Source organism: Stenotrophomonas maltophilia, from assembly GCF_013464915.1.
In the GTDB taxonomy this organism is placed as follows: domain Bacteria; phylum Pseudomonadota; class Gammaproteobacteria; order Xanthomonadales; family Xanthomonadaceae; genus Stenotrophomonas; species Stenotrophomonas maltophilia_AT.
This window is the reverse complement of record NZ_RAVT01000044.1, coordinates 14,213-38,957: the sequence shown is the minus strand read 5'-3', so window position 1 is coordinate 38,957 and position 24,745 is coordinate 14,213. Positions and strand designations below refer to the sequence as shown.

The 24,745-nt window shown below is 66.6% G+C and carries 19 protein-coding genes, 1 pseudogene and 1 riboswitch; of the genes and pseudogenes, 11 read left to right on the top strand and 9 right to left on the bottom strand.

Annotated features, from left to right (window positions below):
* Positions 1 to 305: 305 nt before the first annotated feature.
* Positions 306 to 998, top strand: a complete 693-nt coding sequence (locus D7T59_RS15340; RefSeq protein ID WP_180852701.1) for an alpha/beta fold hydrolase — start codon at positions 306 to 308, stop codon at positions 996 to 998.
* A gap of 18 nt (positions 999 to 1,016) precedes the next feature.
* On the opposite strand, the pseudogene D7T59_RS15335 reads toward D7T59_RS15340, so the two are convergent.
* Positions 1,017 to 1,220, bottom strand: a pseudogene (locus D7T59_RS15335) (hypothetical protein); the annotation flags it as partial.
* Positions 1,221 to 1,328: 108 nt separating this feature from the next.
* On the opposite strand from D7T59_RS15335, the gene D7T59_RS15330 reads away from it, so the two are divergent.
* The 3 genes from D7T59_RS15330 to D7T59_RS15320 all read left to right on the top strand — a co-directional run bounded on the left by D7T59_RS15330 (position 1,329) and on the right by D7T59_RS15320 (position 4,094).
* Entirely contained in the window at positions 1,329 to 2,051 is a 723-nt protein-coding gene (locus D7T59_RS15330; protein WP_049429965.1) for a helix-turn-helix transcriptional regulator, read from the top strand.
* Positions 2,052 to 2,133: 82 nt separating this feature from the next.
* Positions 2,134 to 3,501: an amino acid permease gene (locus D7T59_RS15325; protein ID WP_164137696.1), complete on the top strand. Its 1,368-nt coding sequence runs from the start codon at positions 2,134 to 2,136 to the stop codon at positions 3,499 to 3,501.
* A 182-nt stretch (positions 3,502 to 3,683) separates the two neighbouring features.
* Positions 3,684 to 4,094, top strand: a complete 411-nt coding sequence (locus tag D7T59_RS15320; RefSeq protein ID WP_005410627.1) for a VOC family protein — start codon at positions 3,684 to 3,686, stop codon at positions 4,092 to 4,094.
* Positions 4,095 to 4,220: 126 nt separating this feature from the next.
* Here D7T59_RS15320 and gcvP read toward each other — a convergent pair whose 3' ends face one another.
* On the bottom strand, positions 4,221 to 7,088 hold the full coding sequence (gene gcvP, locus D7T59_RS15315) for an aminomethyl-transferring glycine dehydrogenase (RefSeq protein WP_180852693.1): 2,868 nt from the start codon (positions 7,086 to 7,088) through the stop codon (positions 4,221 to 4,223).
* 62 nt (positions 7,089 to 7,150) lie between these two features.
* A riboswitch (glycine riboswitch) is annotated at positions 7,151 to 7,253 on the bottom strand.
* 300 nt (positions 7,254 to 7,553) lie between these two features.
* Between gcvP and D7T59_RS15310 the strand changes: the two genes are divergently transcribed.
* The 3 genes from D7T59_RS15310 to D7T59_RS15300 all read left to right on the top strand — a co-directional run bounded on the left by D7T59_RS15310 (position 7,554) and on the right by D7T59_RS15300 (position 10,280).
* On the top strand, positions 7,554 to 8,780 hold the full coding sequence (locus D7T59_RS15310) for a multidrug effflux MFS transporter (RefSeq protein WP_180852694.1): 1,227 nt from the start codon (positions 7,554 to 7,556) through the stop codon (positions 8,778 to 8,780).
* A 141-nt stretch (positions 8,781 to 8,921) separates the two neighbouring features.
* Positions 8,922 to 9,818 carry a siderophore-interacting protein gene (locus D7T59_RS15305; RefSeq protein ID WP_180852695.1) on the top strand — a complete coding sequence of 299 codons (897 nt, stop codon included), beginning with the start codon at positions 8,922 to 8,924 and terminating at the stop codon, positions 9,816 to 9,818.
* A gap of 69 nt (positions 9,819 to 9,887) precedes the next feature.
* On the top strand, positions 9,888 to 10,280 hold the full coding sequence (locus D7T59_RS15300; protein ID WP_005410623.1) for a hypothetical protein: 393 nt from the start codon (positions 9,888 to 9,890) through the stop codon (positions 10,278 to 10,280).
* 119 nt (positions 10,281 to 10,399) lie between these two features.
* Here the strand turns inward: D7T59_RS15300 and D7T59_RS15295 are convergent, their stop codons facing one another.
* The 4 genes from D7T59_RS15295 to D7T59_RS15280 all read right to left on the bottom strand — a co-directional run bounded on the left by D7T59_RS15295 (position 10,400) and on the right by D7T59_RS15280 (position 17,179).
* A complete protein-coding gene (locus tag D7T59_RS15295; protein WP_180852696.1) occupies positions 10,400 to 12,364 on the bottom strand; it encodes a M2 family metallopeptidase in 1,965 nt (654 codons plus the stop codon).
* 559 nt (positions 12,365 to 12,923) lie between these two features.
* On the bottom strand, positions 12,924 to 14,573 hold the full coding sequence (locus tag D7T59_RS15290; protein ID WP_180852697.1) for a phosphoethanolamine transferase: 1,650 nt from the start codon (positions 14,571 to 14,573) through the stop codon (positions 12,924 to 12,926).
* Positions 14,570 to 15,337: a phosphatase PAP2 family protein gene (locus tag D7T59_RS15285; protein ID WP_180852698.1), complete on the bottom strand. Its 768-nt coding sequence runs from the start codon at positions 15,335 to 15,337 to the stop codon at positions 14,570 to 14,572. The genes D7T59_RS15290 and D7T59_RS15285 overlap by 4 nt, the downstream gene beginning before the upstream one ends.
* Before the next feature lie 111 nt (positions 15,338 to 15,448).
* Positions 15,449 to 17,179, bottom strand: a complete 1,731-nt coding sequence (locus D7T59_RS15280) for an ArnT family glycosyltransferase (RefSeq protein ID WP_219629839.1) — start codon at positions 17,177 to 17,179, stop codon at positions 15,449 to 15,451.
* A gap of 104 nt (positions 17,180 to 17,283) precedes the next feature.
* Here D7T59_RS15280 and D7T59_RS15275 point away from each other — a divergent pair, with 104 nt between their 5' ends.
* Positions 17,284 to 17,997 (top strand): response regulator transcription factor, encoded by a 714-nt coding sequence (locus tag D7T59_RS15275; protein WP_164138675.1) that lies wholly within the window; start codon positions 17,284 to 17,286, stop codon positions 17,995 to 17,997.
* Positions 17,984 to 19,270 (top strand): sensor histidine kinase, encoded by a 1,287-nt coding sequence (locus D7T59_RS15270; RefSeq protein ID WP_164138674.1) that lies wholly within the window; start codon positions 17,984 to 17,986, stop codon positions 19,268 to 19,270. The genes D7T59_RS15275 and D7T59_RS15270 overlap by 14 nt, the downstream gene beginning before the upstream one ends.
* A gap of 86 nt (positions 19,271 to 19,356) precedes the next feature.
* Here the strand turns inward: D7T59_RS15270 and D7T59_RS15265 are convergent, their stop codons facing one another.
* Positions 19,357 to 19,746: a VOC family protein gene (locus D7T59_RS15265; protein ID WP_180852699.1), complete on the bottom strand. Its 390-nt coding sequence runs from the start codon at positions 19,744 to 19,746 to the stop codon at positions 19,357 to 19,359.
* Between the two features lie 127 nt (positions 19,747 to 19,873).
* Between D7T59_RS15265 and D7T59_RS15260 the strand changes: the two genes are divergently transcribed.
* The gene (locus tag D7T59_RS15260; protein ID WP_164138670.1) at positions 19,874 to 21,124 is read left to right on the top strand and encodes a DUF819 family protein; all 1,251 of its coding nucleotides are present in this window, start codon (positions 19,874 to 19,876) and stop codon (positions 21,122 to 21,124) included.
* A 188-nt stretch (positions 21,125 to 21,312) separates the two neighbouring features.
* On the opposite strand, the gene D7T59_RS15255 is transcribed toward D7T59_RS15260, so the two are convergent.
* A complete protein-coding gene (locus D7T59_RS15255) occupies positions 21,313 to 21,537 on the bottom strand; it encodes a YbdD/YjiX family protein (RefSeq protein WP_005410613.1) in 225 nt (74 codons plus the stop codon).
* The gene (locus D7T59_RS15250) at positions 21,537 to 23,618 is read right to left on the bottom strand and encodes a carbon starvation CstA family protein (protein WP_049427667.1); all 2,082 of its coding nucleotides are present in this window, start codon (positions 23,616 to 23,618) and stop codon (positions 21,537 to 21,539) included. The genes D7T59_RS15255 and D7T59_RS15250 overlap by 1 nt, the downstream gene beginning before the upstream one ends.
* Positions 23,619 to 23,833: 215 nt before the next feature.
* On the opposite strand from D7T59_RS15250, the gene D7T59_RS15245 reads away from it, so the two are divergent.
* Positions 23,834 to 24,685 (top strand): pirin family protein, encoded by an 852-nt coding sequence (locus D7T59_RS15245; RefSeq protein ID WP_180852700.1) that lies wholly within the window; start codon positions 23,834 to 23,836, stop codon positions 24,683 to 24,685.
* Positions 24,686 to 24,745: the final 60 nt, after the last annotated feature.

Below are 24,745 nucleotides of genomic sequence, written 5' to 3'. Positions count from 1 at the left end.
CTGCGCGCCTCCGCGGGTGGACCGTTCCATCTCTTTCAGATTCCCGATGTCGGCCGGGTAGCCGGTCGACAGTCCATTGCCGTGATGCAATTACCGTGCCGCAGCACGTCCTTCCTCAAGCCCCTGGACCACCGTTGGCGGCCCGTATGGCGGCGATTCTATCCGTTTCCCGGCGGTTGCCAATGGGGAGGCGAAGCAGTCGGTTGGCATGGATGCATACCTCCACGTATGGCGTGCCGGTTCCGGTTCGGCCATGCTGGTTGCCGTACGCTTCTTCATCAAGGACGTCCCCGGTGAGGGATCCGATGCCGCTACAAGTGGTCATGCTGCCAGGCCTGGACGGCACCGGCCTGCTGTCGGCTCACTTCGTGGACGCCATGCATTCACGAGGCCTGTCGATAGATGTGTTGCCGCTACCAGCGCAGGGGCCGCAGGACTACGCCACGATGGCATCTGCATTGCGCCTGAAGTTGCCGGACTCCGGATTTGTCCTGCTGGCCGAATCGTTTGCCGGTCCGCTGGCCATTGAACTGGCGGCGACTTCGCCAACCGGCCTGCGCGGACTGATATTGAGTACGACCTTCGCACGGCGGCCGGTACCATTGCCCGCGGCGAGCGCACGGATGCTGGCCCCCGCTTGGCCGCTGCCGCCCATCGGATTGATGGCCCGGCTGCTGCTGGGCCGTTGGCGGACCCGCGCTAACCTGCGCGAGCTTCGCCAGGCAATCGCGACCGTACCTGCTTCGACCCTGCGCAAACGTGCTGCGGCGACACTGCAGGTGGATGTCCGCGCGCGTTTGCCACAGCTCGTACTGCCAACGCTATGCCTGCACGCACGACAGGACCGCCTGCTGTGGCCGCCCAGCGTGGCCGAGCTGCAGGCGCTGCTGCCGGACGCCCGTCATGTTTCGCTGCAGGGACCACATCTGTTGCTGCAGGTACGCGCCGATGCAGCTGCAGTTGAAATTTCCGCATGGATGAGGACGCTGCGGCTCTGATCGATCAGCTCAGCCGCGTGCGCGGGGGTGTGCCGCCTTCTTCTTCGCCACCTTGCGACCACTGCCACTGCGCTTGCCACCGCCATCCTGCTTGTTCACGGTGGCCCAGGCGATGCGTTCGGCGGTGCTTTCGCTGGCGCCGCGCTCGCGCTCGCTCTCTTCGATGTGCTCGGCCTGGCGCTTCTGCTTTTCGGTATAGGCGGACTTGTCACCGCGGGGCATGGCCGTGTCTCCGGTGGGGGCTGGCCCCCACGGTGGTCCTGGCGGCGTTAAGCGCAAGTCCCGCAAGGGTGATCGCACCGGCAAGGGCGCCTCGGCTATGCTTGCCCCATGCGAGTCGAGCCCGCCGACATCGAAGCCCTGTTCGACGCGATCCCGGATGTGCTGTTCTTCATCAAGGATCTTCAGGGGCGCTACACCCACGTCAACCAGACCATGCTGCGGCGGCTGGGCCTGCGCGCGCGCAAGGACGTGATCGGGCGCACGGCGGCCGAAATCTACCCGACCGGCCTCAGTGCGGACTACGTCGACCAGGACGCCCGCGTGCTGTCCGGTGAGGTGATCGAGAACCTGATGGAGCTGCACCTGTTCGCCAACCGCGAACCGGGCTGGTGCCTGACCTGCAAGCGCCCGCTGGTGGTCGATGGGGCCATCGAGGGGCTGATCGGCATTTCCCGCGACCTGGGCCAGAAGGACAGCCTGGGTACCCAGTACGAACAGCTGCGGCTGGCACTGGCCCACCTCAACGCGCACTACGCCGAGAACGTGCGCATGCAGACCCTGCTGGACATCACCGGCTTTTCGCTGTCCAAGCTGGAGCGCAGCTTCCGCAAGGTGTTCCAGATGACCCCGCAGCAGGTGCTGACCCGGCTGCGGATCCAGATGGCCATGCACCTGCTGCACGGTGACGAGAGCATCGCCAGCATCGGCCAGGCCTGCGGTTTCAGCGACCAGAGCGCCTTCACCCGCAAGTTCAAGGCTGAAACCGGTTTCTCGCCGCGCGCCTACCGCGCCCGTATCGGCGGCAACGTCGGCGAGCCCGCACTGGCCTGAGCCGCCTGCTGCGCTGTGCCTATCCCCGCGGGCATGGGACAGGGTAAGGTGTCGCCCCTGTAGCCCGCCGCCAGCCCCGCCGATGCCCAACTCGATTCCGACCGCTTCGCCGTCCCGCCTCGGACATTCGCTCAAGCCCCGCCAGCTGATCATGATGGGCCTGGGCAGCGCCATCGGCGCCGGCCTGTTCCTCGGCTCGGGCGTGGGCGTGCAGGCAGCCGGTCCGGCAGTGCTGGTGTCGTATCTGGTGGCCGGTGCGCTGGTGATCATCGTGATGAACGCACTGGGCGAGATGGCGGCGGCCAAACCGACCAGTGGCGCGTTCTCTGTCTACGCCGCCGATGCCATGGGGGCGACCGCCGGTGCCACCGTGGGCTGGCTGTGGTGGGTGCAGCTGGTGATCGTGATCGCCGCCGAAGCAGTGGGTGCAGCCGGGCTGCTGGCCACGGTCTGGCCGGCGATACCGGTACCGATGGCGGCGCTGGCCTTCATGCTGTTCTTCACCGCGATCAACCTGCTGGGGGTGAAGAACTTCGGCGAGTTCGAATTCTGGTTCGCCATCCTCAAGGTCGCGGCGATCCTGGCCTTCATCGCCATCGGCGTGGCGCTGCTGATGGGCTGGCTGCCGCAGGTGACCTCGCCGGGCCTGAGCAACTTCACCGAACACGGCGGCTTCGCACCGAAGGGCCTGGCCGGTATCGGTGCCGCGCTGCTGGTGGTGGTGTTCGCCTTCGGTGGTACCGAGATCGTGGCCGTCGCTGCCGCCGAGACCGAAGATCCGGAACGCAGCATTGCCCGTGCCATCCGCACGGTGGCCTGGCGCATCCTGGTGTTCTACATCGGCTCGCTGAGCGTGATCATCGCCGTAGTGCCGTGGACCAGCGAGGCGCTGAAGTCGCCGTTCGCTGCGGTGCTGGATATCGCCCGTATCCCGGGTGCGGGCACCGCCATCACCCTGATCGCGGTGATCGCGCTGCTGTCGGCGCTCAATGCCAACCTCTACGGTGCCTCGCGCATGATGTATTCGCTGGCGCAGCGTCGTGAAGCGCCAGCGGTGCTGGGCTGGACCGATCCGCGCCAGGTGCCGGTCATCGCCGTGCTGGCCAGCGTGCTGTTCGGTTTCGCCGCCACCGTGATGGAACTGCTGTTCCCGGACCGGGTGCTGCCGGTGCTGCTGAACATCGTCGGTTCCACCTGCTTGCTGGTGTGGACGCTGTCGCTGGTCTCGCAGCTGGTGCTGCGCCGCCGCGCGGATCGCCTGGGTACCCGGCTGCCATTCCGCATGGCCGGGTTCCCGTGGCTGACGGTGTGCGCGCTGGCCATCCTGGCGCTGATCTTCGGCCTGCTGCTGAGCGAGTCGCACACCCGCCTGCAGTTCCTGTCGATGGTGGCGCTGACCGCCACCATCGCCGCCGGCAGCGCCATCGCCCGGCGCATGCGCGAGGCGTGATTGGGTAGAGCCGACCCCATGGTCGGCTGCTGTCGCCGGGTTTTCTGTAGAGCCGACCCCACGGTCGGCTGCTGTCTGCGTGGTCGCCAGCCGAGCATGGGCTCGGCTCTACAACAGGCACACATTCCGCGTGGCACTGTGTGCAGGTAGGCCGTCATCGGCCCGTCGACCGGGAGTACCGCATGCTGCGCAGCCGTCCCTTCCTGATGTTCACCGGCCAGGCCGAGGCCGCCCTGGCCCTGTACGCCGAAGCCTTCGCCGATTTCCGCCTGCTGGCAATGCAGCGCCATCCGGACGGCGCCGGTGCCGGCGTGCCCGGGCAGGTCCGCCAGGCCATTTTCCTGCTGGGGGGCACCCACTACCTGTGCTTCGACAGCCTGGACGTGCACGACTTCACCTTCTCGCCGTCGATCTCGCTGTTCGTCGAGTGTTCCGGTGCCGAGCAGTTCGAGCGCGCGGCGCGCGTGCTGGGCGAGGGCGGGCATTGGTTGATGCCGGTGGGCGATTATGACTTCAGCAACCGCTACGGCTGGGTGCAGGACCGCTTCGGGGTGTCGTGGCAGTTGAGCCTGGGGCAGATGCCGGACCCGTGAGAACAGAGCATCCACGCATGGCGTGGATCTACTGGAGAATGCGCTCGCCGGGCATGGCCCGGTGCTACCGCAAAACGAAAACGGCCCGCTTGCGCGGGCCGTTTTCTTTACCGATGCAGCGAGGAATCAAGCCTCGACTTCATCGTCCTTGTAGGCATCGACCGGAATGCAGGCGCACATCACGTTCTTGTCGCCGTACACGTTGTCCACGCGTGCCACCGGCGGCCAGTACTTGCTCTGCTTCAGGCTGGCCAGCGGGAACGCAGCCAGCTCACGCGGGTAGGCGTGGGTCCACTCGCTGGCGGTCACCGCGGTTGCAGTGTGCGGCGCGTTCTTCAGCGGGTTGTCCTCGCGGTCCAGGCGGCCGTCTTCGATCGCGGTGATTTCCTCGCGGATCTGGATCATCGCGCTGATGAAGCGATCCAGCTCGTGCAGCGATTCGCTCTCGGTCGGCTCGACCATCAGCGTGCCGGCCACCGGGAAGCTCAGGGTCGGGGCATGGAAGCCGAAGTCGATCAGGCGCTTGGCCACGTCCTCGGCGCCAATGCCGCTGGTCTTCTCCAGCGGACGCACGTCGAGGATGCACTCATGCGCCACCAGGCCGTTGCGGCCGGTGTACAGGGTCTTGAAGTGCGGCGCCAGGCGCCTGGCGATGTAGTTGGCGTTGAGCTGCGCGACCTGGGTGGCCTTGCGCAGGCCTTCGCGGCCCATCATCGCGATGTACATCCAGCTGATCGGCAGGATCGAGGCGCTGCCGAAGCTGGCTGCGCTGACCATGCCGACCGGGCCGTTGTCACCCAGCTTGCCCGGCAGGAACGGTGCCAGGTGCTCCTTCACCGCGCACGGGCCGACGCCCGGGCCGCCGCCGCCGTGCGGGATGCAGAAGGTCTTGTGCAGGTTCAGGTGCGAAACGTCCGAACCCCACTTGCCCGGCTTGGCCACGCCCACCAGGGCGTTCATGTTGGCACCGTCGGTGTACACCTGGCCGCCGTGCTGGTGGATGATCTCGCAGATCTCCACCACCTCTTCCTCGAACACGCCGTGCGTGGACGGGTAGGTCATCATGATCGCGGCCAGGCGGTCGCTGTACTTCTCGGCGTTGAGGCGGATGTCCTCGACGTCGACGTTGCCGTTGGCATCGGTCTTGGTCACCACCACCTTCATGCCGCACATCTGTGCCGAAGCCGGGTTGGTGCCGTGTGCCGAATCCGGGATGAGGCAGATGTCGCGGTGGCCTTCGCCGCGCGAGCGGTGGTAGGCGCGGATCGCCAGCAAGCCGGCGTACTCGCCCTGTGCGCCGGAATTCGGCTGCAGGCTGACCGCGTCGTAGCCGGTGCATTCGACCAGCATCGCTTCCAGCGTGTCGATCAGTTCCTTGTAGCCCAGCGCCTGGTCGGCCGGCACCAGCGGGTGGATCTGCGAGAACTCCGGCCAGGTCACCGGGATCATTTCGGCGGTGGCGTTGAGCTTCATGGTGCACGAGCCCAGCGGGATCATCGTGCGGTCCATCGCCAGGTCCTTGTCGGCCAGCGAACGCAGGTAGCGCAGCAGCTCGTGCTCGCTGTGGTGGGTGTTGAACACCGGGTGGGTCAGGAATTCAGACTGGCGCAGCAGGCCGGCCGGCAGTGCGTCGGCGGTGCTGGCATCCAGCGCGTCGACGTCCAGCGTGGCACCGAACACGGCAGCCACGGCCACGATGTCGGCGCGGGTGGTGGTTTCGTCCAGGCTGATGCCGACCGAGTCGCTGTCGATCGCGCGCAGGTTGTAGCCGGCGGCGCGGGCCCCGGCGTGGATCTCATCGGCGTGCACGCCGGTGACATGCAGGGTGTCGAAGAAGTCACCACCGACCTGCACGCCGGCCTTGCGCAGCGCCGCAGCCAGGATCGAGGCCAGGCGATGGGTGCGGCGGGCAATGCGGGTCAGGCCTTCCGGGCCGTGGTAGACGGCGTACATCGACGCCATCACCGCCAGCAGCACCTGTGCAGTACAGATGTTGGAGGTGGCCTTCTCGCGGCGGATGTGCTGCTCGCGGGTCTGCAGGGTCAGGCGGTAGGCCGGGTTGCCCTGCGCGTCGATCGAGACGCCGATCAGGCGGCCCGGCATCGAGCGCTTGTAGGCGTCACGGCAGGCCATGAAGGCGGCGTGCGGGCCACCGAAGCCGAACGGCACGCCGAAACGCTGGCTGTTGCCGACCACGATGTCCGCGCCCCATTCGCCCGGGGCGGCCAGCAGGGTCAGGGCCAGCAGGTCGGTGGCCACGGCCACCAGGCCGCCGCGTGCGTGCACGGCATCGACCAGCGCCTTGTAGTCGCCGACCTGGCCGAAGGTATCCGGATACTGCAGCAGCAGGCCGAAGGCTTCCGCTTCCAGCGCTTCGGCCGGAGTGCCGACGCGCAGCACGATGCCCATGGGCTCGGCGCGGGTGCGCAGCAGTTCCAGCGTCTGCGGGTGCACGGCGTCGTGCACGAAGAAGGTGTCCGACTTCGACTTGGCCGAACGCTTGGCCAGGGTCATCGCTTCAGCGGCGGCAGTGGCTTCGTCCAGCAGCGAGGCGTTGGCGATTTCCATGCCGGTGAGGTCGGCGCACAGGGTCTGGAAGTTGATCAGCGCTTCCATGCGGCCCTGCGAGATTTCCGCCTGGTACGGGGTGTAGGCGGTGTACCAGGCCGGGTTTTCCAGGATGTTGCGCAGGATCACGTTCGGCGTGTGGGTGCCGTAGTAGCCCTGGCCGATGAAGCTGCGCAGCACGGTGTTCTTGTCGGCGATCGCACGGATCTTCGCCAGTGCCTGCACTTCGGTCATCGACTCCGGCAGCGCCAGTGGCGCCGGCGACTTGATCTTGGCCGGCACGATGGCATCGGTCATCGCATCCAGCGACGCGTGGCCGACGACATCGAGCATCTGCGCGATCTCGGCGTCGTTGGGGCCGATGTGGCGCTCGACGAACGCATTGTGGTGCTCGAGCTCACGCAGGGAAGGGGTGTTCTGGGACATGGCGAAGGATCCGTCAGGAAAGGGCACACGCACGGGCACAAGCCGCCGGTCGGCGGTCTGCGGGGCGCCCCTCTGTCCTTTTGCCTGAGAGTTTAAAAGCGCGGTTGGCCGCAGCTTCGTGCCCCTTCGGCGCCGGATCGAACCGGTCTCTCCAGAGTTGTGTTACGGGTGGTATCGGGCCTGAGCGATTACGGGCGTTGCGCCTTCGGCAGCGGTGTTCCGCTTCTCCCACCGTGTTGCCCGCCGATTATAGCCCGTTGCGGGCACGGCGGCCGCCTCCGCGCCAGGTCGTCGCGCCTGAATGGCCGATGGCCCGGGCGTGCGTTTTGTGCAGTTCTGCATGGCGCCGGGTGCAATCCCCGCCTATGATGGGCGGATACCCGAATTCATCTGGCGCCGTCCCTGCTGCAGGGGGACCGGCGCCCGCCGTGCGTGCCGCGCATGGCCCTGCCGGACGCTTCCTCCATGACCGCCGCCGTTGCTCCCTCCACCCGCCGCATGGCCCTGCTGCTTGCCGGCCTGGCCATGTTCGGCCCGTTCTCGATCGACACCATTTTCCCGGCGTTCCCGCAGCTGGCCCAGCGCCTGGCGGTGGACGAGGTGGCGGTGCAGCAGACCATCAGCGTGTACCTGCTGTTCTACGGCCTGATGAGCCTGGCGCACGGCCCGCTGTCCGATGCCTGGGGCCGCAAGCGGGTGATCCTGGGGGGGCTGGTGGTGTTCGTCGGCGCCTCGGTCGGCTGTGCGCTGTCCACGGATCTGTCCACGCTGCTGGCGTTCCGCGCGCTGCAGGGCCTGTCAGCGGGTGTCGGCATGATTGTCGGCCGCGCGGTGATCCGCGACCTGTATCACGGCCACGATGCGCAGCGCCTGATGAGCCAGGTGTCGATGCTGTTCGGCATCGCTCCGGCCATCGCCCCGATCATCGGTGGCTGGATCCTGCTCAGTGGCGCGGGCTGGCCGCTGATCTTCTGGTTCCTGGTGGTGTTCGCGCTGGTGCTGCTGGCGGCCACTGCGCGCTACCTGCCGGAGACCCATCCGGTCGAGGCACGGGTGCCGCTGTCGCCGCGCGTGCTGCTGCGCGACTACGTACGCATCGGCTTCAATCCGCGCTTCCTGCGCCTGGCGCTGGCCGGCAGCATCGGTTTCGGCGGCATCTTCCTGTACATCTCCTCGGCACCGGTGTTCGTGATGCAGCACCTGCACCTGGGCGAAGGCGGCTTCGCCTGGCTGTTCATTCCCACCATCGGCGGCATGACCACCGGCTCGTTCCTGTCCGGGCGCATGGCCGGGCACACCACGCCCACCCGCCAGGTCGCCATCGGTTTCAGCCTGTGCGCGCTGTCGGCGCTGCTGAATGTCGGCTACGTGGCGCTGTCGCCGCAGTTCGTGCTGCCGTGGGCGGTGCTGCCGATCTTCCTGGGCGGCATGGGCATGTCGCTGATCTTCCCGATCCTGGCCCTGGCGGTGCTGGACATGTACCCGCACCAGCGTGGCCTGGCATCGTCCCTGCAGGCCTTCGTGCAGCTGATGATCAGCACGGTGGTGGCTGGCGTGGTGTCGCCGCTGCTCAGTGCCAGCCCGCTGCACCTGGCACTGGGCCAGGCCGCGTTCTTCGGCGCCGGATTCGTGTTCTGGTACTGGGAACACCAGCGCGAGCGCGCGGCGCAGGCAGCCTGCACGGGCCATTGAGCAGCGCGCAGGGGTAGGGCGGGCCGCGATGCCCGCAACGCTTGCGGCGAGGAACGACCGGACTAGGCTGGGGACTCCAGCCAGCCGGTGCGTGGATGCACGACAGCCAGCCGATCCGATGTCGTTGCATGAGGTTCCCCCATGGCTGCGCAGCAGACCTATCGCCTGTTCGAGGTGGCGCTGAAGGAGCGCCGCGTTCTTTCCCCTTCCCTGGACCGCATGGTGTTCACCGGTGCCGACGTGGCACGGATGAAGACCGAAGGCCCGGACCAGCGCATCAAGGTGTTCTTCCCCTTGCCCGGCCAGGACGTGCCGCAGGTGCCCAGCGGCGAGGACTGGTATCCGCGCTACCGGGCGCTGCCGGACGACCAGCGCCCGCCCATGCGCACCTACACCATCCGCCAGCTGCGTGCCGAGCAGGGCGAGGTCGACGTTGATTTCGTGCTCCATGGCGAAACCGGGCCGGCCTCGCGCTGGGCCATCCACGCGCGGCCGGGCGACCGCGTAGTGCTGCTGGCCCCCGATGCCGACTGTGCCGACAGCAGCGAAGGCTGGGAATGGAAGCCGCCGGCGGGTGTCGGCCAGGTGCTGCTGGTGGCGGATGAAACCGCGCTGCCGGCGGTGGCCGGCATTCTCGAGGAACTGGCCGCGCTGGCCGATCCGCCACGCACGCTGGCGCTGCTGGAGGTCGCCCAGGCCGGGGATGCTGTGCCATTGAAGGCCCCGGACACGGCCGAGCTGGTCTGGCTGCCACGCGGGCAGGCGGCTTACGGGCAGCCGCTGTTGCAGGCGGTGCAGGCACGCCTGGCAGCGGCCTCGAGCGTGGCCGCCGGCGACGAACTGGAAGAGATCGACGTTGACGCGCAGATCCTCTGGGAACAGGCCGATGCCAGCGTGGCCGGGCCGCTGTATGCCTGGGTGGCAGGCGAGGCGGGGGCGGTGATGGCGATCCGTCGCCACCTGGTCCGCGACTGCGGGCTGGACCGCCGCGCGATTACCTTCATGGGCTACTGGCGGCACGGCAAAGTGCTGGACTGAGGGGTGTGAAGCGGTGCTGCGGGCGGGGTGCGCTATCCTTGCGCCCCCCTTTCGCAGCGGTACCGCACCATGTCCACCAGCTCCAAGACCCGCCGCGACCAGCGCCGTCGCCAGGAAAAGCAGGCTGCCAACAAGGCCGCTGCCCAGGCCTCGCCGGTGGAGCCGCATGCGGAACTGCGCGATGCACAGCGCACCCTGCTGGCCGGTGTCGTGCGCCGTGACGGCGAATGGGTGCTGGGCATGGATGGCCGCATTGCCGGCCACAGCGAGAGCGCCGCACAGGTGCTGGCGCTGATCATGCAGGCCGGTGAACTGCACGAGCGCAACGGCACGCCGGTGCGCCTGATGTACTCCGACGCGCTGCGTGATGCCGCACAGGCCGAAGCCAGGGAGAAGGGCCAGACCTTCGAGGAATTCAAGGCCGAGCTGGCTGCGGCGATGGCCGCGAAGAAGAACAGCTGACAGGCATTTCGGTAGAGCCGGCCGCTGGCCGGCTGCCAGATGGATTTCCACCGTGCAGTTGCCGGCCAGCGGCCGGCACTACCAGAAAGGGGCGGATCCTCGCGGACCCGCCCCTTTTCTCATTTCGCCGCCGGGGCCGCGTTGGCCTGCCAGCCGCACATCTGGCCTTCGTTCTGCTGCTTCAGCCACTCGTTGACCGGCGTGAAGTACTCGATCATCGGGCCGGCATCGAGTTTGTCGGTACCGGTCAGTTCCTTCAGCGTGGCCTGCCACGGCTGGCTGGCACCCTTGCTCAGCATCGCCCAGTACTTCTGGCCGGCTTCCTTGTTGCCGTAGAAGGTGCACTCATGCAGCGGGCCCTTGTAGCCCGACGCGTCGCACAGGCCCTTGTAGAACTGGAACTGCAGGATGCGCGCCAGGAAGTAGCGGGTGTAGGGGGTGTTGCCCGGCACGTGGTACTTCGCGCCCGGGTCGAAGAACTCTTCGCCACGGGTGCTGGCCGGGGCCACGCCCTGGTACTTGGCCTTCAGGTCCCACCACGCCTTGTTGTAGTTGTCGGCGGTGATCGAACCGTCGAACACGCCCCAGCGCCAGCGGTCGATCATCAGCCCGAACGGCAGGAACGACACACCGGACAGCGCCATGCGCATCTGGTTGTTGATGACCGCCTCGCGGCTCTCGGTCGGTGCGTCGACCAGGCCGATCGAGCTGAGGTACTTGGGCGTCATCGCCAGCACGATGGTGTCGCCGATCGCTTCATGGAAGCCATCGTTGGCACCGCCCTGGAACAGCGGCGGCAGCGGGTTGTAGGCCAGGTCGTAATAGATGTGGCCCAGCTCGTGGTAGATGGTGGTGAAGTTCTCTTCATTCGGCTTGATGCACATCTTGGTGCGCACGTCGCCTTCCATGTTCATGTCCCAGGCGCTGGCGTGGCAGACCACGTCGCGGTCATCGGGCTTGATGAACTGGGTCTTTTCCCAATACGACTGCGGCAGCGACGGCATGCCCAGCGACACGTAGAAGTCCTGGGCGCGCTCGGTCATCTGCTTGGCGGTACGCAGCTCGGCCTCGCGCTGCGCCTTGTACTGCGCGGCGACGTTGGCGTCCTTGCCGGCCTTGGCGAGCGCCGCGCTCAGGTTGGTCTGGTACTGCTTTTCCAGCGCCGCGGTGATGTCCAGGCTGCCGGCGCCCGGATAGGGTTCCAGCTGGTCCCACAGGTTGGACCAGTCCTGCTGCCACATGTTGCCCAGCAGGTGCGCAGCGATCAGGCCATTGCCCACTTCGGCCTTGTCCTTGCCATAGGTCTTGTCCAGCTTGCCGCGCGCGTAGCAGTGCAGCTGCTCGTACATCGGCTTGACCTGTTCCCACAGGCGATCGGTTTCAGGGCCGATCTGCTCCGGCGGCATGTCGTAGCCGCTGCGCCACATTTGCCCGGCATCGGTGAAGCCCATGCCCTTGGCACCTTCGTTCACCAGGCCGACGAACTTCTGGTAGTCGCCACGCATGCTCTTGGTGGTGCTGTGCCAGCCCTGCCACGCATCGAGCTGCTTGTCGTAGTCGCGGCTGCGTGCCAGCACCTGCTCCAGGTCGCCGAGCTGGCGGCAGGAGTTCGGATCATTGGCATCGGTGCAGTACTTGCCGGCACCGTAGCTGCCTTCCATGCGGGTGGCGATCTGGGTCAGCTCGGCCAGCTTGGCCGGATCGCGCGGCGCGGGCATCGAGGACATCAGCTTCAGCAGATGGATCGCGCGCTTGCTGTCCTCGCTCATCGGCTTGCCGTCGAACTTGGCGGCCTGTTCGATCCAGCTGTTGAGCTGGGTCAGCGAGCGCTCGTTGGCCTTGGCCGCGATGCGTTCGGAATCACTGTTGATGTAGGTGGAGGACAGCCACTGGGCCGAGGTCATCTCCGGGTAGGCGGCCTTGAATTCGGCATTGATGCGGGCCACGAACTGGTCGGCGGTTTCGCCGGCCGGGGCACTGCTGCTGGCGGTATCGGTGCCTTGGGTGGGTTCCTTCTTGCAGGCGACCAGGGCCAGCGTGGCGGCGGCGACAGCCGAGGCCAGCAGGAGATGACGGTGTTTCACGGGCGGTCCTTGGGTGGTGAACGACGGCCGAAGGCTAGTGGGCAGTGGCTGCCACCGCAAGTGGCGGAAGTCGGTTGGGTTCGGCAGGGCTGCGCCCTGCACCCGCCGAAGCAACGGCAAAGGCCGAAGCAACAGCAGAAGCGGGTGATCCGTGGTTTGGCGGGGCGGTGTGGGCTTGCAGGACACGCCGTAAACCCGTCCATGGGGGCTCGATGGCGCCATCCATGGCGCCAACGGTCCTGCAAGCCCACACCGCCCCACCTCTGACAGTTCCCCGCGATCTGGTAGATCCACGCCATGCGTGGATGGAATCTGTCAGATATTCGAAATTGATCGATTGAGATTCAACAGGTCGCAGGAAACTGTCAAAGGCGGGGTGGGTCCGGTGGCGGGGGTGTCAGCCGCATGGATGCGGCTGCCAAGCCTCCAGGGACGGATTCACGGCGTCCCCCGCCACCGGACCCACCCCGCCATCCCACGGAATGCGCGCTGTTGCTGTTGCTTCGGCGGTTGCGGTTGCCTCTGCAGGTGCAGGGCTGCAAGCCCTGCCGAACAACCCTCAACCCTCGCAGTTGGCGAACACGTCGCGGTCGCGCTCGTACAGCGAGGTCTTCACCTGCATCAGGCCCAACACCGACGGGAACAGGTTGTCGTGGTCGGTATACGCAGCCGAACGCTTGCGCACGCACTGCAGGTCCAACCCGCGGCTGCTGGCGAAGCCCGGCGAGAACCACATCGTCATCGGCACCCGGGTCTGCTCGGCCGGGGCGATGGCGTAGGGCACGCCGTGCAGGAACAGGCCCTTCTCGCCCAGCGATTCGCCATGGTCGGACAGGTAGATCATCGCCGTATCGTAATCCTGCATGCCCTGCAGGGTGCCGATGGTCTTGCTCAGGAAATGATCGGTATACAGCACGGCGTTGTCGTAGCTGTTGGTGATCTCTTCGCGCGAGCAACGGCCGATGTCACGGGTGTCGCAGGTTGGGTTGAAACGAGCAAAGGCGGCCGGGTAACGCTCGAAGTACGCCGGGCCGTGGTTGCCCAGCTGGTGCAGCACTACCACGCGGTCGCCTGGCTTGGCACGCACCTGGGTGGCCAGGTCCTGCAGCAGGATCTCGTCCATGCAGCGGCCATCTGCACACAGCCCCGGGGTGGTCGCATCGGACAGCGACTGGAACTCCAGGCCTTCGCACACGCCCTTGCAGCCGGACTGGTTGTCACGCCACAACGGTGCGATGCCGGCACGGTTCAGCACGTGCAGCAGCGACTGGTGCGCGCGGATCTTCTTTTCGTCGTAGTCGTGGCGACCCCACGGCGAGAACAGGCACGGCAGCGATACTTCGGTGCTGGTGCCGCAGGAGTGCATGTCGGGGAAGTTGATCACCGGTGCCTGGGCCAGTTCCGGCGTGGTGTTGCGGCCGCCGTTGAGGCCCCAGTTCTGCGCGCGCACGGTTTCGCCCATGACGATCACCAGCAGGCGCGGCTTGCTGGCAGGTGCACGCGGGGTGGCCTTGGTATCGGTACCGATCGGCAGCTTCGGCGCGCGCTGCACCGGGTTGTCGCCACGCAGCGCACGCGGCATGCCCAGCAGCACGTTGGCCGGGGTGGCGAGGTAGCGCACTTCACGCTGGTTGCGCATCAGTGCCGAGACATCCTGGAACGAGATCAGCGCACCGCCAACGGCAGTCACCGCTGCCACGACCAGGAAGCCGAGGCGCCACAGCAGGCTGCGGCCCCAGCTGCGGCGGCGCAGCTGCACGCGCCACAGCACGACCATCGGCAGGACGGCCAGCAGCAGCACCGGCCACAGCAGCGACACGGTCATCAGCTCGCGGCTTTCCTTGGGGTCGGTCGCCAGCACGTTGCGCAGCATGTCCGCATCCAGGTAAATGTGGTAGCGGCTCATGTAGTGCGCAGCGAATGCGGTCACCAGCAGCAACAGGCTGATCACCACCTTGGCATTCCAGCGCCAGACCAGGATGCCCAGCAGTACGCCGTGTGCACCCAGCAGCAACAGCAGCAGCGAAAGCCCGTAGCGCAGGCTGCCCGGATGGCTGGCCATCGCGCTGTGCCAGAACAGGCCATTGCCGGCCACCGCGAAGAACAGGCTGGTCAGCGCGATCAGTGCTTCGGTGGAAAGCTGCGGCCGCCAGTTGCGAAGACCCGCAAGGGCGGGAAGGCGGGCGGGGCGTTGGACCGATGCATTCATGCGTTTGCCTCCTGGCGGTGGGGACGGTCCAGCTGACGGCGTGTCAGTACGCCTTTGACGATCAGATACAGGCCCAGCGAAAGCAGCCAACATATCAACGCAGTGGCAACGTCATGCGAAAGGAAATGGGCGCCCCGCAGCTGCTGGCTGATGCCAAATACCAGGCCGGTGCCGAGGCCGATCCACAGCCCGGCCCAGCGCCATGAAGGGCGCCACAGCAAGGCAAAAAAGTACAAGGACAACCATGCGTAACCCGCGCTGGCATGCCCCGCAGGGAAGCAGGCCTGCGCGGCCATGCCGGCCGGGCGCGCGGTGAACAGCCCGATGAAAGGCTGGTTGCCACCGTAGCGGAGCAGGTCCCAGGGGCACTCCATCGGCACCAGCGACTTCAGCAGGGAGATCACGCCGGTGCCCAGTGCCATGGCAATCACGACATAAAGCAGCGCCCATTGCAGGGTGCGATCGCGACCCTTGCGCCAGTGGTGGAAACACAGCAGGATCGCGACCAGCGCCGCTGCCGTGCTCAGCCATTTGCCGGCCTTGTGCACCAGGGTGCGGGTGACCCAGGCGTCCTGCAACGCCCAATGCCCGCCCTCAAGACGGAACAGGTGGTCGGCCACCCATTGATCACCGCCGAATCCCATCAGCAGCGTAAACACGGGTAGACCGATTGCGACAGGCAGCCAGAGGTGAGTTACGGCGAATTTTGACGCCAGTGGCGATGTTGCAAGCGGCGCTACCGAATCAAGGGGACGGACAGGCATGCGGGGAAAGGGCGGGTCGGGAATCCGCGGCCATGCTCGTCACCTGGATGTCGGAGAAGGGTCGGACGCTCGTTCGTGCCGGGTTAATGCTTGCCCGGCACGTGTCAACGTTCAGTCTTCTTCGGCGGTCGCGCCGGCCCGTTCGGCGTGGCATTCCGCGTCCCACGCGGTACCGGGAAGCAGTTGCCAGCGGTTCCTGTTGGCAATACCGATATCGATCACCTTGCTTGGGTCCACGCACGGGCTCATTGCGTCGTCCAGCACCAGCAGCCAGCGCTTGCCAGGTGCCTCGGCCAGCCACGGGCCGGCGTCGTGCCATTGCTCGGCCCAGGGGCGCTTGAAGCCAAATTCGCGCACCGGCCGGTCGGCCTGCAGCAGGTTCTGTTCGCGCCAGGCCACCAGTGCCAGTTCGGCGTCCGGTCCGATCCGCGCGCCGACCCGGCGCATCAGCGCCGACGCCGAAGCGTAGGGATCCAGCGCCGGGATCAGCACCAGGCCGTAGAGCATCCACAGCATGCCGTGGGTCAGCAGCACCAGCGTTGCGGCGCGGCGCACCCGCAACCAGACAATCAACGTCGCCAGAGCGATGGCGAAGGTCAGCAGGCCGTCGCCCAGTACCGGAAGCAGGGTGTCGGGCATGGCCCGGCGCTCCAGCTGGGCCACGGCCCACGGGTGCTCGGTCATCAGCATCACGCCCAGCACGCCGGTGGCCAGCATCAGCACCACGCTGTAGCCGAACAGATAGCGGCGAACGCACAGGCGGCGCAGCAGGCCGGGCAGCAATGGCGCCGCGGCCAGGGCCATCGCCGGCAGCATCGGCAGCAGGTACACCTCGCGCTTGCCCGGGCTGGCGCTGAAGAACACCAGCACCAGCACGGCCCAGCCCAGCAGCAGCCACTGCCGGCGGTCGCCACGGCGGATACGGCGCCACCAGGGCTTGAACAGCATCGGCAGCAGCAGGCTGCCCGGCAGCCACAGGGTCAGGATCACCTGCAGGTAGTACCAGGCGGGCTGCCGGTGGTGCCAGGCATTGGCATAACGGGTACCGGTCTGCTTGAACAACAGCTCATGCGCGTAGGCCTGCAGTTCGGCAGTGGGCGTGTGCAGCAGGGCCCAGCCCAGTGGCGCCAGCCACACCCCGACACCCAGCAGGAAGGCCGGGATCAGCCACAGCAGGGTTGCCGGATGCGGGCCCTCCACCGTGTACCCCCGGCGACGCTGGTACAGCCACCAGCCGAACCAGGGCAGCACCATCAGCAGCGGCAGGAAGCCCACGCCCTTGGTCACGGTACCCACGCCGGCGGCGAAGCCGGCCAGCCACAGGGCGGGCAGATTGCGGCGTTCGCACAGGTGGCGCATCAGGCCCCACAGGGCCACGGTGGTCATGCCCACCAGCACCATGTCGATCTGCGCGCGCTTGGCCATCAGCCCGAACTGCAGAGTGCAGAACAGCGCCGCCAGGGCGTAGATGGAATGCCGTGGTGACCACAACCGCCGTGCCAGATCCGACACCAGCCACAGACTGAGCAGGGCGCCCAGCAACGACGGCAGCAGGAACGACCACTGCCAGCTGCCGACGATCTCGTAGGCGGCGGCCTGCAGCCACATGAAGACCGGCGGCTTCTCCGCATACAGCTCCACGCCGCGGTGCGGCAGCAGCCATTGCCCGCTCTCGACCATGGTCCTGGCCGCCAGCACGAAGCGCGGCTCGTCCGGCGGCTGCGGCTGCCGAAGGCCGATCCCTGCTGCCAGCGCAGCAATGATCAGCAGCCACAACAGGGGCAGGCGCCAACGGCGGGGCAGGGCTACGGGCACGGCAGGCTCCGGGAGCAAAACGGCCATTCTGAGGTGGCAGGGGTGGGAAAAGCGTCAGAGCGGCGCCGGGGCGACCGCATTCCGACATGTGCGGCGCTACCATGGTACGAACTTCCGTGGATGTTTCGTGCATGCGTCTGTTGGTGATCGAGGACAACCGCCAGCTGGTGGCCAACCTGTTCGACTATTTCGAGTCGCGCGGGCATGTGCTCGACGTGGCGCCGGATGGCATCACCGGACTGCACCTGGCCGGAAGCCATCCGTATGACGCGGTCATCCTGGACTGGATGCTGCCGCGCATGGAGGGTCCGGAGGTGCTGCGCCGGCTGCGCGCCGAGCATGCATCGGAAGTGCCGGTGATCATGCTGACCGCGCGTGACGAGCTGCCGGACAAGATTGCCGGCTTCCGCGCCGGCGCCGACGACTACCTGACCAAGCCGTTCGCGCTGCCTGAGCTGGAGGTGCGGCTGGAAGCGCTGTTGCTGCGTGCGCAGGGCCGCAACCCGCGCAAGCGCCTGCAGGTGGGCGACCTGGTGCTGGATCTGGCCACCCTGGAAGCCCAGCGCGGCAACCAGGTGCTGCATCTGTACCCGGCCTGCCGCAAGCTGCTGGAGGTACTGATGCGCGCCAGTCCGGGTGCGGTCACCCGCCAGCAGCTGGAATTCGCCCTGTGGGGCGACGAACCGCCGGATGGCGATCTGCTGCGTTCGCATGTCTACGAACTGCGCCGCAGCGTCGATGGTCCGTTCGCCGGGAAACTGATCCATACCCTGCCGCGGGTGGGCTACCGGCTGGCGGTGAGCACCGCCAGCGATGCCAGCAAGGATGGCGATGAAGGCGCGTAAGCCGGGGCCGCTGTACCGGCGGGTGGTGTGGTGGTTGCTGGGCTATCTGGCGCTGCTGTCGATCGCGGTGTTCAGCGTCGGCAACTACGTGCATGAACATGCCGAGCATGCCGCCTGGCGCGCGCTGCTCAATTCCGAACTGGACAGCATCGTCGAGCACGTCGAGCACGAGCCGCACTACCGCTGGCAGGATTCGGACACGCTCAGCCTGTACCGGTTCGATGCGGTCAACCTGCCCGAGGGACTGCGCTCATTGCATCCAGGGCTGCATGACGGCGTGATGGTCAAGGGGCGCGAGACGGCGGTGATGGTGCGCGAAACCGAGCCGATGGGCCGGGTCGCGCTGGTGCTGGACATCTCCGATTTCCATGACCTGGAACAGTTCGCCACGCGCTGGGTGATGCTGGCCGGGGTGATCATGATCTTCGTCACCGTGCTGATGGCGTCATTCGGCATGGAGCGCATGGTGCGCCCGTTGAGCCTGCTGGCGCAGCATATCGCCGCGTTGCGGCCGGGCGTTCAGGGCCAGCGCATCGAGGTCGACCCGCGCGGCAGTTCCGAGCTGCATACCATTGCCGATGCGCTGAACGACTACCTGGACCGCAACGAGCAGTTCGTCGAACGCGAACGGGTCTTCATCAGCACCGCCAGCCACGAACTGCGTACACCGATTGCGGTGATGACCGGTGCTGCAGAGCTGGCACTGGAACAGCCGGGCCTGCCCGAGCGCGCGCGCCAGCAGATGCAGCGCGTACTGCGCACCGCGCAGAGCGTGGAGCAGCTGATCGAACTGTTGCTGGTGCTGGCCCGTGATCCGGCGCGTCTGGCCGCGCGTGCCGAGCGCATCGCGCTGGACCAGCTGTTGCCGGAAATCGTCGACGACCATCGTCACCTGCTCGGCGACAAGGACCTGAGCATCGGCATCCAGGCTGCCCCGGTGGATATCGTTGCGCCGCTGGCCGTTGTGCAGGCCGCGATCGGCAACCTGCTGCGCAATGCCATCGAGAACAGTGGGCGTGGTCACATTGAGCTGCGCCTGAGCTCGTCGGCGGTGCTGACCCTGCAGGACCCAGGGCATGGCATGAGCCCGGAGGAGATTGCGGCGATCCACGCGCGGATGGCCCGTGGCGAGCGTGCCGACCGTGGCGGCGGCATCGGTCTGGATCTGATCGCGCGGCTGTGCGAACACCTGGGCTGGACCCTGCAGCTGCAACCCTGTGACCCGCGCGGAACGCGCGCCACGCTCGATTTCAGCGCCTCACGTCCGGCCTGAACCGGCCGTCCTGGTAGATGCCAACCCTGGTTGGCATGCCGTCCGTCGACCAGGGGGGACGCCTACCCACGCAATGGCTGTCCGCATCAACGCCCGTTCGGCCGCGCCACGTGCTGGTCGATCAGGATCACGTTGCCATCCGGATCGGCCAGCTGCAGATAGCCGGTGCCCTGCCCATCAGGGTCGGTGCGCACCGCCAGTTCGATGCCCTTCGCATCCAGCTCCGCCTGCAGCTCGCGCACGTCCTGGAAGTGGGGCAGTTCCTGCTTGTGCTGGTCCCAGCCCGGGTTGAAGGTCAGCAGGTTGCCCTCGAACATGCCCTGGAACAGGCCGATGACAATGCCGTTGTTGCGCATCACCAGCCAGTTCTGCGCCGGCTCGCCGCCGGTCACCGAGAAGCCCAGTGCTTCGTAGAAGCTGCGGGAGGCCCCAAGGTCCTTGACCGAGAGGCTGACGGAGAAGGCGCCGAGCTGCATGGGAGTGGCTCCGGGAAAGGGCAGCCGGCACTGCAGCATGACCCGGCGTGAAGACAGTGTTAATCTGCGGATGCGCCGCTTCATGCGGCGCTTTTTTTTCCCGCTCTTTCGATCGACAGAGGATCCCATGCCGACCGAACCCGCTACTGCCCTGATCAGCAACGACATCGTTGGACTGGGCCTGATTGCCGCCACCCTGGCCCTGATCTTCTGGGCTGCCAGTGGCCCGACCCCACTGCTGAAGAAGATCTTCGCCTGGGTGCCGGCGCTGCTGCTGTGCTACTTCATCCCCGCCATCTACAACACCGCCGGTGTCATCGACGGCCACAACACCTCGCTGTACAACCCGGTTGCACGCGACGTGCTGCTGCCGGCCGCGCTGGTGCTGCTGACCCTGTCGATCGACCTGAAAGGCATTGCCAAGCTCGGTCCCAAACTGCTGATCGTGTTCTGCGCCGGTACCGCCGGCATCATGCTCGGCGCCATCGTCTCGTTCCAGCTGATGAAGCTGATCCACCCTGAAACCGTGGCCGGTGATACCTGGGCCGGCATGGCGGCGCTGGCCGGCAGCTGGATCGGTGGCGGTGCCAACATGGTCGCCATGCGCGAAGTGTTCGGCACCGATGCCACCACCTTCGGCCAGTTCGCGGTGGTCGACGTGGCCTGCGCCAGCCTGTGGATGGCCATCCTGTTGTTCCTGGCCAACCGCGCACAGCAGATCGACACCCGCAACGGTGCCGATACCCGTGCCATCGACGAGATGAAGGCGCGCATCAGTGCCTACGAGGCACAGAACGCGCGCATTCCGAGCATGACCGACCTGATGGTGATCGTCGGCGTGGCACTGGGCGGCGTCGGCCTGGCCCACGCCATCGCCGCGCCGCTGTCGGGCTGGTTCAAGGCCAACGTCAGCTGGGCCAGTCAGTTCAGCCTGGACAGCCAGTTCGTGTGGGTGATCCTGCTGTCCACCGCGATGGGCCTGGGCCTGAGCTTCACCCGCGCGCGGCGGCTGGAAGCGGCCGGTGCGTCGCGGCTGGGCACGGTGTTCCTGTACTTCCTGATCGCCTGCATCGGCATGCAGATGAACCTGCTGTCGCTGCTGGACCGGCCGTGGCTGTTCCTGCTCGGTGCGATCTGGATGGCCACCCACGTGCTGGTGCTGTGGATCGTTGCCAAGCTGCTGCGCGCGCCGCTGTTCTTCTTCGCGATCGGTTCGCAGGGCAACATCGGTGCGGCGGCTTCGGCGCCGGTGGTGGCCGCGGCATTCCACCCCACGCTGGCACCGGTGGGCGTGCTGCTGGGCACGGTGGGCTATGCCACCGGCACCGGCCTGGCCTACGTCACTGGCCTGATCCTGAAGTGGATGGCCAACGGCTGAGGGCCGTTTTTCGCGGGATCCGCCGTAGATCCACGCCATGCGTGGATGGAGTACATCGGCATCCCGCAACAGAATGGGGTCAGATMCGTTTMCCWCCGGAAAACGGATCTGACCCCGGACTCGACTCGGTCGCTGTCAGTTTTCATCCACGCATGGCGTGGATCTACTGAACGTATCGAAGCCAATCCTCAACAGCAGCGGCCACCGTTGCGTCCGCCGTAGCGCGCTTCCTGGCGCTCTCGGAAGAACGTCTTGTAGTCCATCGGCTCCTGGTCCGGATGCTTTTCCAGCATGTGCCGGACGTAGTTGTCGTAATCAGGAATGCCACAGCACAGCCGTGCGGTCTGCACCAGGCGCCGCCAGATGCGGCGGTGCGCCTGGTACTGGCCGGCGGGAACCAGTTGCGTGCTCATCACAGGTCCACCATTTCATGCGGCTTCAGCGCCACGTACGGGGTCTCGCGGTCGCTGCGCTGCGGGTTGCGGCGGGCCGCCAGGATGGTCTTGATCGAATACACCAGCACTGCGCCCACCACCAGCAGGAACAGCGCGGTCAGGCCGGTGTTGACGTAGGCGTTGACCACGATCTGCTTCATCTGCGCCACCGACTTGGCCGGTGCGGTGATGGTGTCGCTGGCGAGCGCGGCCTGGAACTTGTGTGCCTGTGCCAGGAAGCCTTGTGCCGGGTTGCTGTCGAAGATCTTGATGAAGCCGGCGTAGGTGGTGCAGATCAGCAGCCAGATGGCTGGCACCGCCGTAACCCACGCATAGCGGTCACGCTTCATCTTGAACAGCACCACCGTGCCCAGCATCAGCGCGATGCCGGCCAGCATCTGGTTGGAGATGCCGAACAGCGGCCACAGCGTCTGGATTCCACCGAACGGATCGACCACGCCGGTGTAGAGCAGGTAGCCCCACAGCGCCACGCAGCCGGCGGTACCGATGATGTTGGCGGTCCACGACTCGGTTTTCTTCAAAGCCGGCACGAAGTTGCCCAGCAGGTCCTGCAGCATGAAGCGACCGGCGCGGGTGCCGGCGTCGACTGCAGTGAGGATGAACAGTGCTTCGAACAGGATCGCGAAGTGGTACCAGAACGCCATCATCGCGTCGCTGCCACTGGGAATCGCTTCGTGCAGGATCTGTGCGATGCCCACCGCCAGTGTCGGTGCGCCACCTGCGCGATGCAGGATGGTCGGTTCACCGATCGCCGCCGCGGTCGCGGTCAGCTGCTCGGGGGTGATGGTGAAGCCCCAGGTGTTGGTGATGTAGTGCGCCGCCGATGCGGCATCGGCACCGATCACCGCCGCCGGGCTGTTCATCGCGAAGTAGATGCCCGGATCGATGATCGAGGCCGCGACCAGCGCCATCACCGCCACGAACGATTCCATCAGCATGCCGCCGTAGCCGATGTAGCGCATGTGCGCTTCATTGGCCAGCAGCTTCGGCGTGGTGCCGGAGGAAATCAGCGCGTGGAAGCCGGACACCGCACCGCAGGCGATGGTGATGAACAGGAACGGGAACATGCCGCCCTTCCACACCGGGCCGTCGCCGCTGGCGGCGAACTGGGTCAGCGCCGGCATCTTCAGTTCCGGCATCACCACCAGGATGCCGATGGCCAGCGCGATGATGGTGCCGATCTTGAGGAAGGTCGACAGGTAGTCACGCGGGGCCAGCAGCAGCCACACCGGCAGCACCGAGGCGACGAAGCCGTAGCCGATCAGCATCCAGGTGATCTGGGTGCCGGTGAAGGTGAACGCTGGGCCCCACACGGGGTCGGCGGCGACCTTGCCGCCGTACCAGATCGCGGCCAGCAGCAGGATCAGGCCGACCACCGAGATCTCCCCGATCTTGCCGGGGCGGATGTAACGCATGTACACGCCCATCAGGATCGCGATAGGCATCGTCGCGATCACCGTGAACATGCCCCACGGGCTTTCCGCCAGCGCCTTGACCACCACCATCGCCAGCACTGCCAGGATGATGATCATGATCAGGAACGCGCCGAACAACGCGATCGTTCCGGGCACCTGGCCCATTTCCTCGCGCACCAGATCACCCAGCGAACGACCGTTGCGACGGCTGGACAGGAACAGGACCATGAAGTCCTGCACCGCGCCGGCCAGCACCACGCCCACCACCAGCCACAGCAGGCCGGGCAGGTAGCCCATCTGCGCGGCCAGCACCGGGCCGACCAGCGGGCCGGCACCGGCAATGGCGGCGAAATGGTGGCCGAACAGCACGTGCTTGTTGGTCGGCACGTAGTCCAGGCCATCGTTGTTGATCACCGCCGGGGTGGCCCGGGTCGGATCCAGCTGCATCACCTTGTTTGCGATGAACAGGCTGTAGAAGCGGTAGGCCACCAGGTACAGCGAAACGGCGGCGACGACGATCCACAGGGCATTGATGTGTTCGCCGCGGCGCAAGGCCACGGTGCCCAGACAGAAGGCGCCGAGCAGGGCGAGTGCTGCCCAGCCTATTTTGGAAAACCCTTTCATGAGGTGCTCTCTCCCGGAAAGACAGTCAAAGAGTCCCGCGTGCCCTCGGCAGGGTCAATTGGCACAGGACGAATCGGCGGTAGTACTTTGGTCGTACGCTTGTTGTGCTGACGTGCAGCGAACATCAGGGATGGAACAATCGGTTGCGGTGCCGTCCATTGGCGCGCAGCCGTGTGGCGTCCATCTTCAGTGGCATCCATCCAACAGGAGTCGCCATGAGCTTTCCCGAACCGGTCCGCGTGCTGCGGACCATCCGTGGCATGCCCACCTCCGACGGTGCCGGCGTGCGCCTGACCCGTGTCATCGGCGGCCCCACGCTGCCGGACCTGGACCCATTCCTGCTGCTCGATGAATTCGGCACGGACCGCGCCGAGGACTACATCGCCGGCTTCCCGGAGCATCCGCATCGTGGTTTCGAGACCGTCACCTACATGCTCGACGGGCGCATGCGGCATCGCGACAACCATGGCAACGAGGGCCTGCTGACCCCGGGCAGCGTCCAGTGGATGACCGCAGGCCGTGGCCTGGTGCATTCGGAAATGCCCGAGCAGGAAAGCGGGCAGATGCGCGGCTTCCAGCTGTGGGTGAACCTGCCGGCGAAGGAGAAGATGACCGATCCGAAGTACCAGGAATTCGCCCCTGAGCGGATTCCGGTGGTGCACCCGGAAGCGGGCGTGGGCGTGAAGGTGATTGCCGGCAACGTGGATGGCACGCAGGGCCCGATCGTGCAGCCGGCCACCGATCCGCTGTACCTGGACATCACGCTGGCCCCGGATCGCGCCTGGACCTATGCGTTGCCGGAAGGGCACAACGCCTTTGCGTATGTGTTCGAAGGTGCAGTGACGGTGGGTGAGCAGGACGCGGCGCGCGACGTCGCCCGCCAGGAACTGGCGGTGCTGGGCGGTGGCGAGCAGCTGCATCTGTCGGCCGGCAGCGAAGGTGCGCGGTTGATCCTGGTGGCCGGTCGTCCGTTGCGCGAACCCGTGATGCGCCATGGCCCGTTCGTGATGAACACGCGGCAGGAACTGATGCAGGCCTTCGTCGATTTCCAGGAAGGCAAGTTCTGAAGGATTGCGCCGGGCCAAGCCTGGCGAAAGATACCGGTAACGCCGCCGGGCGATGCCCGG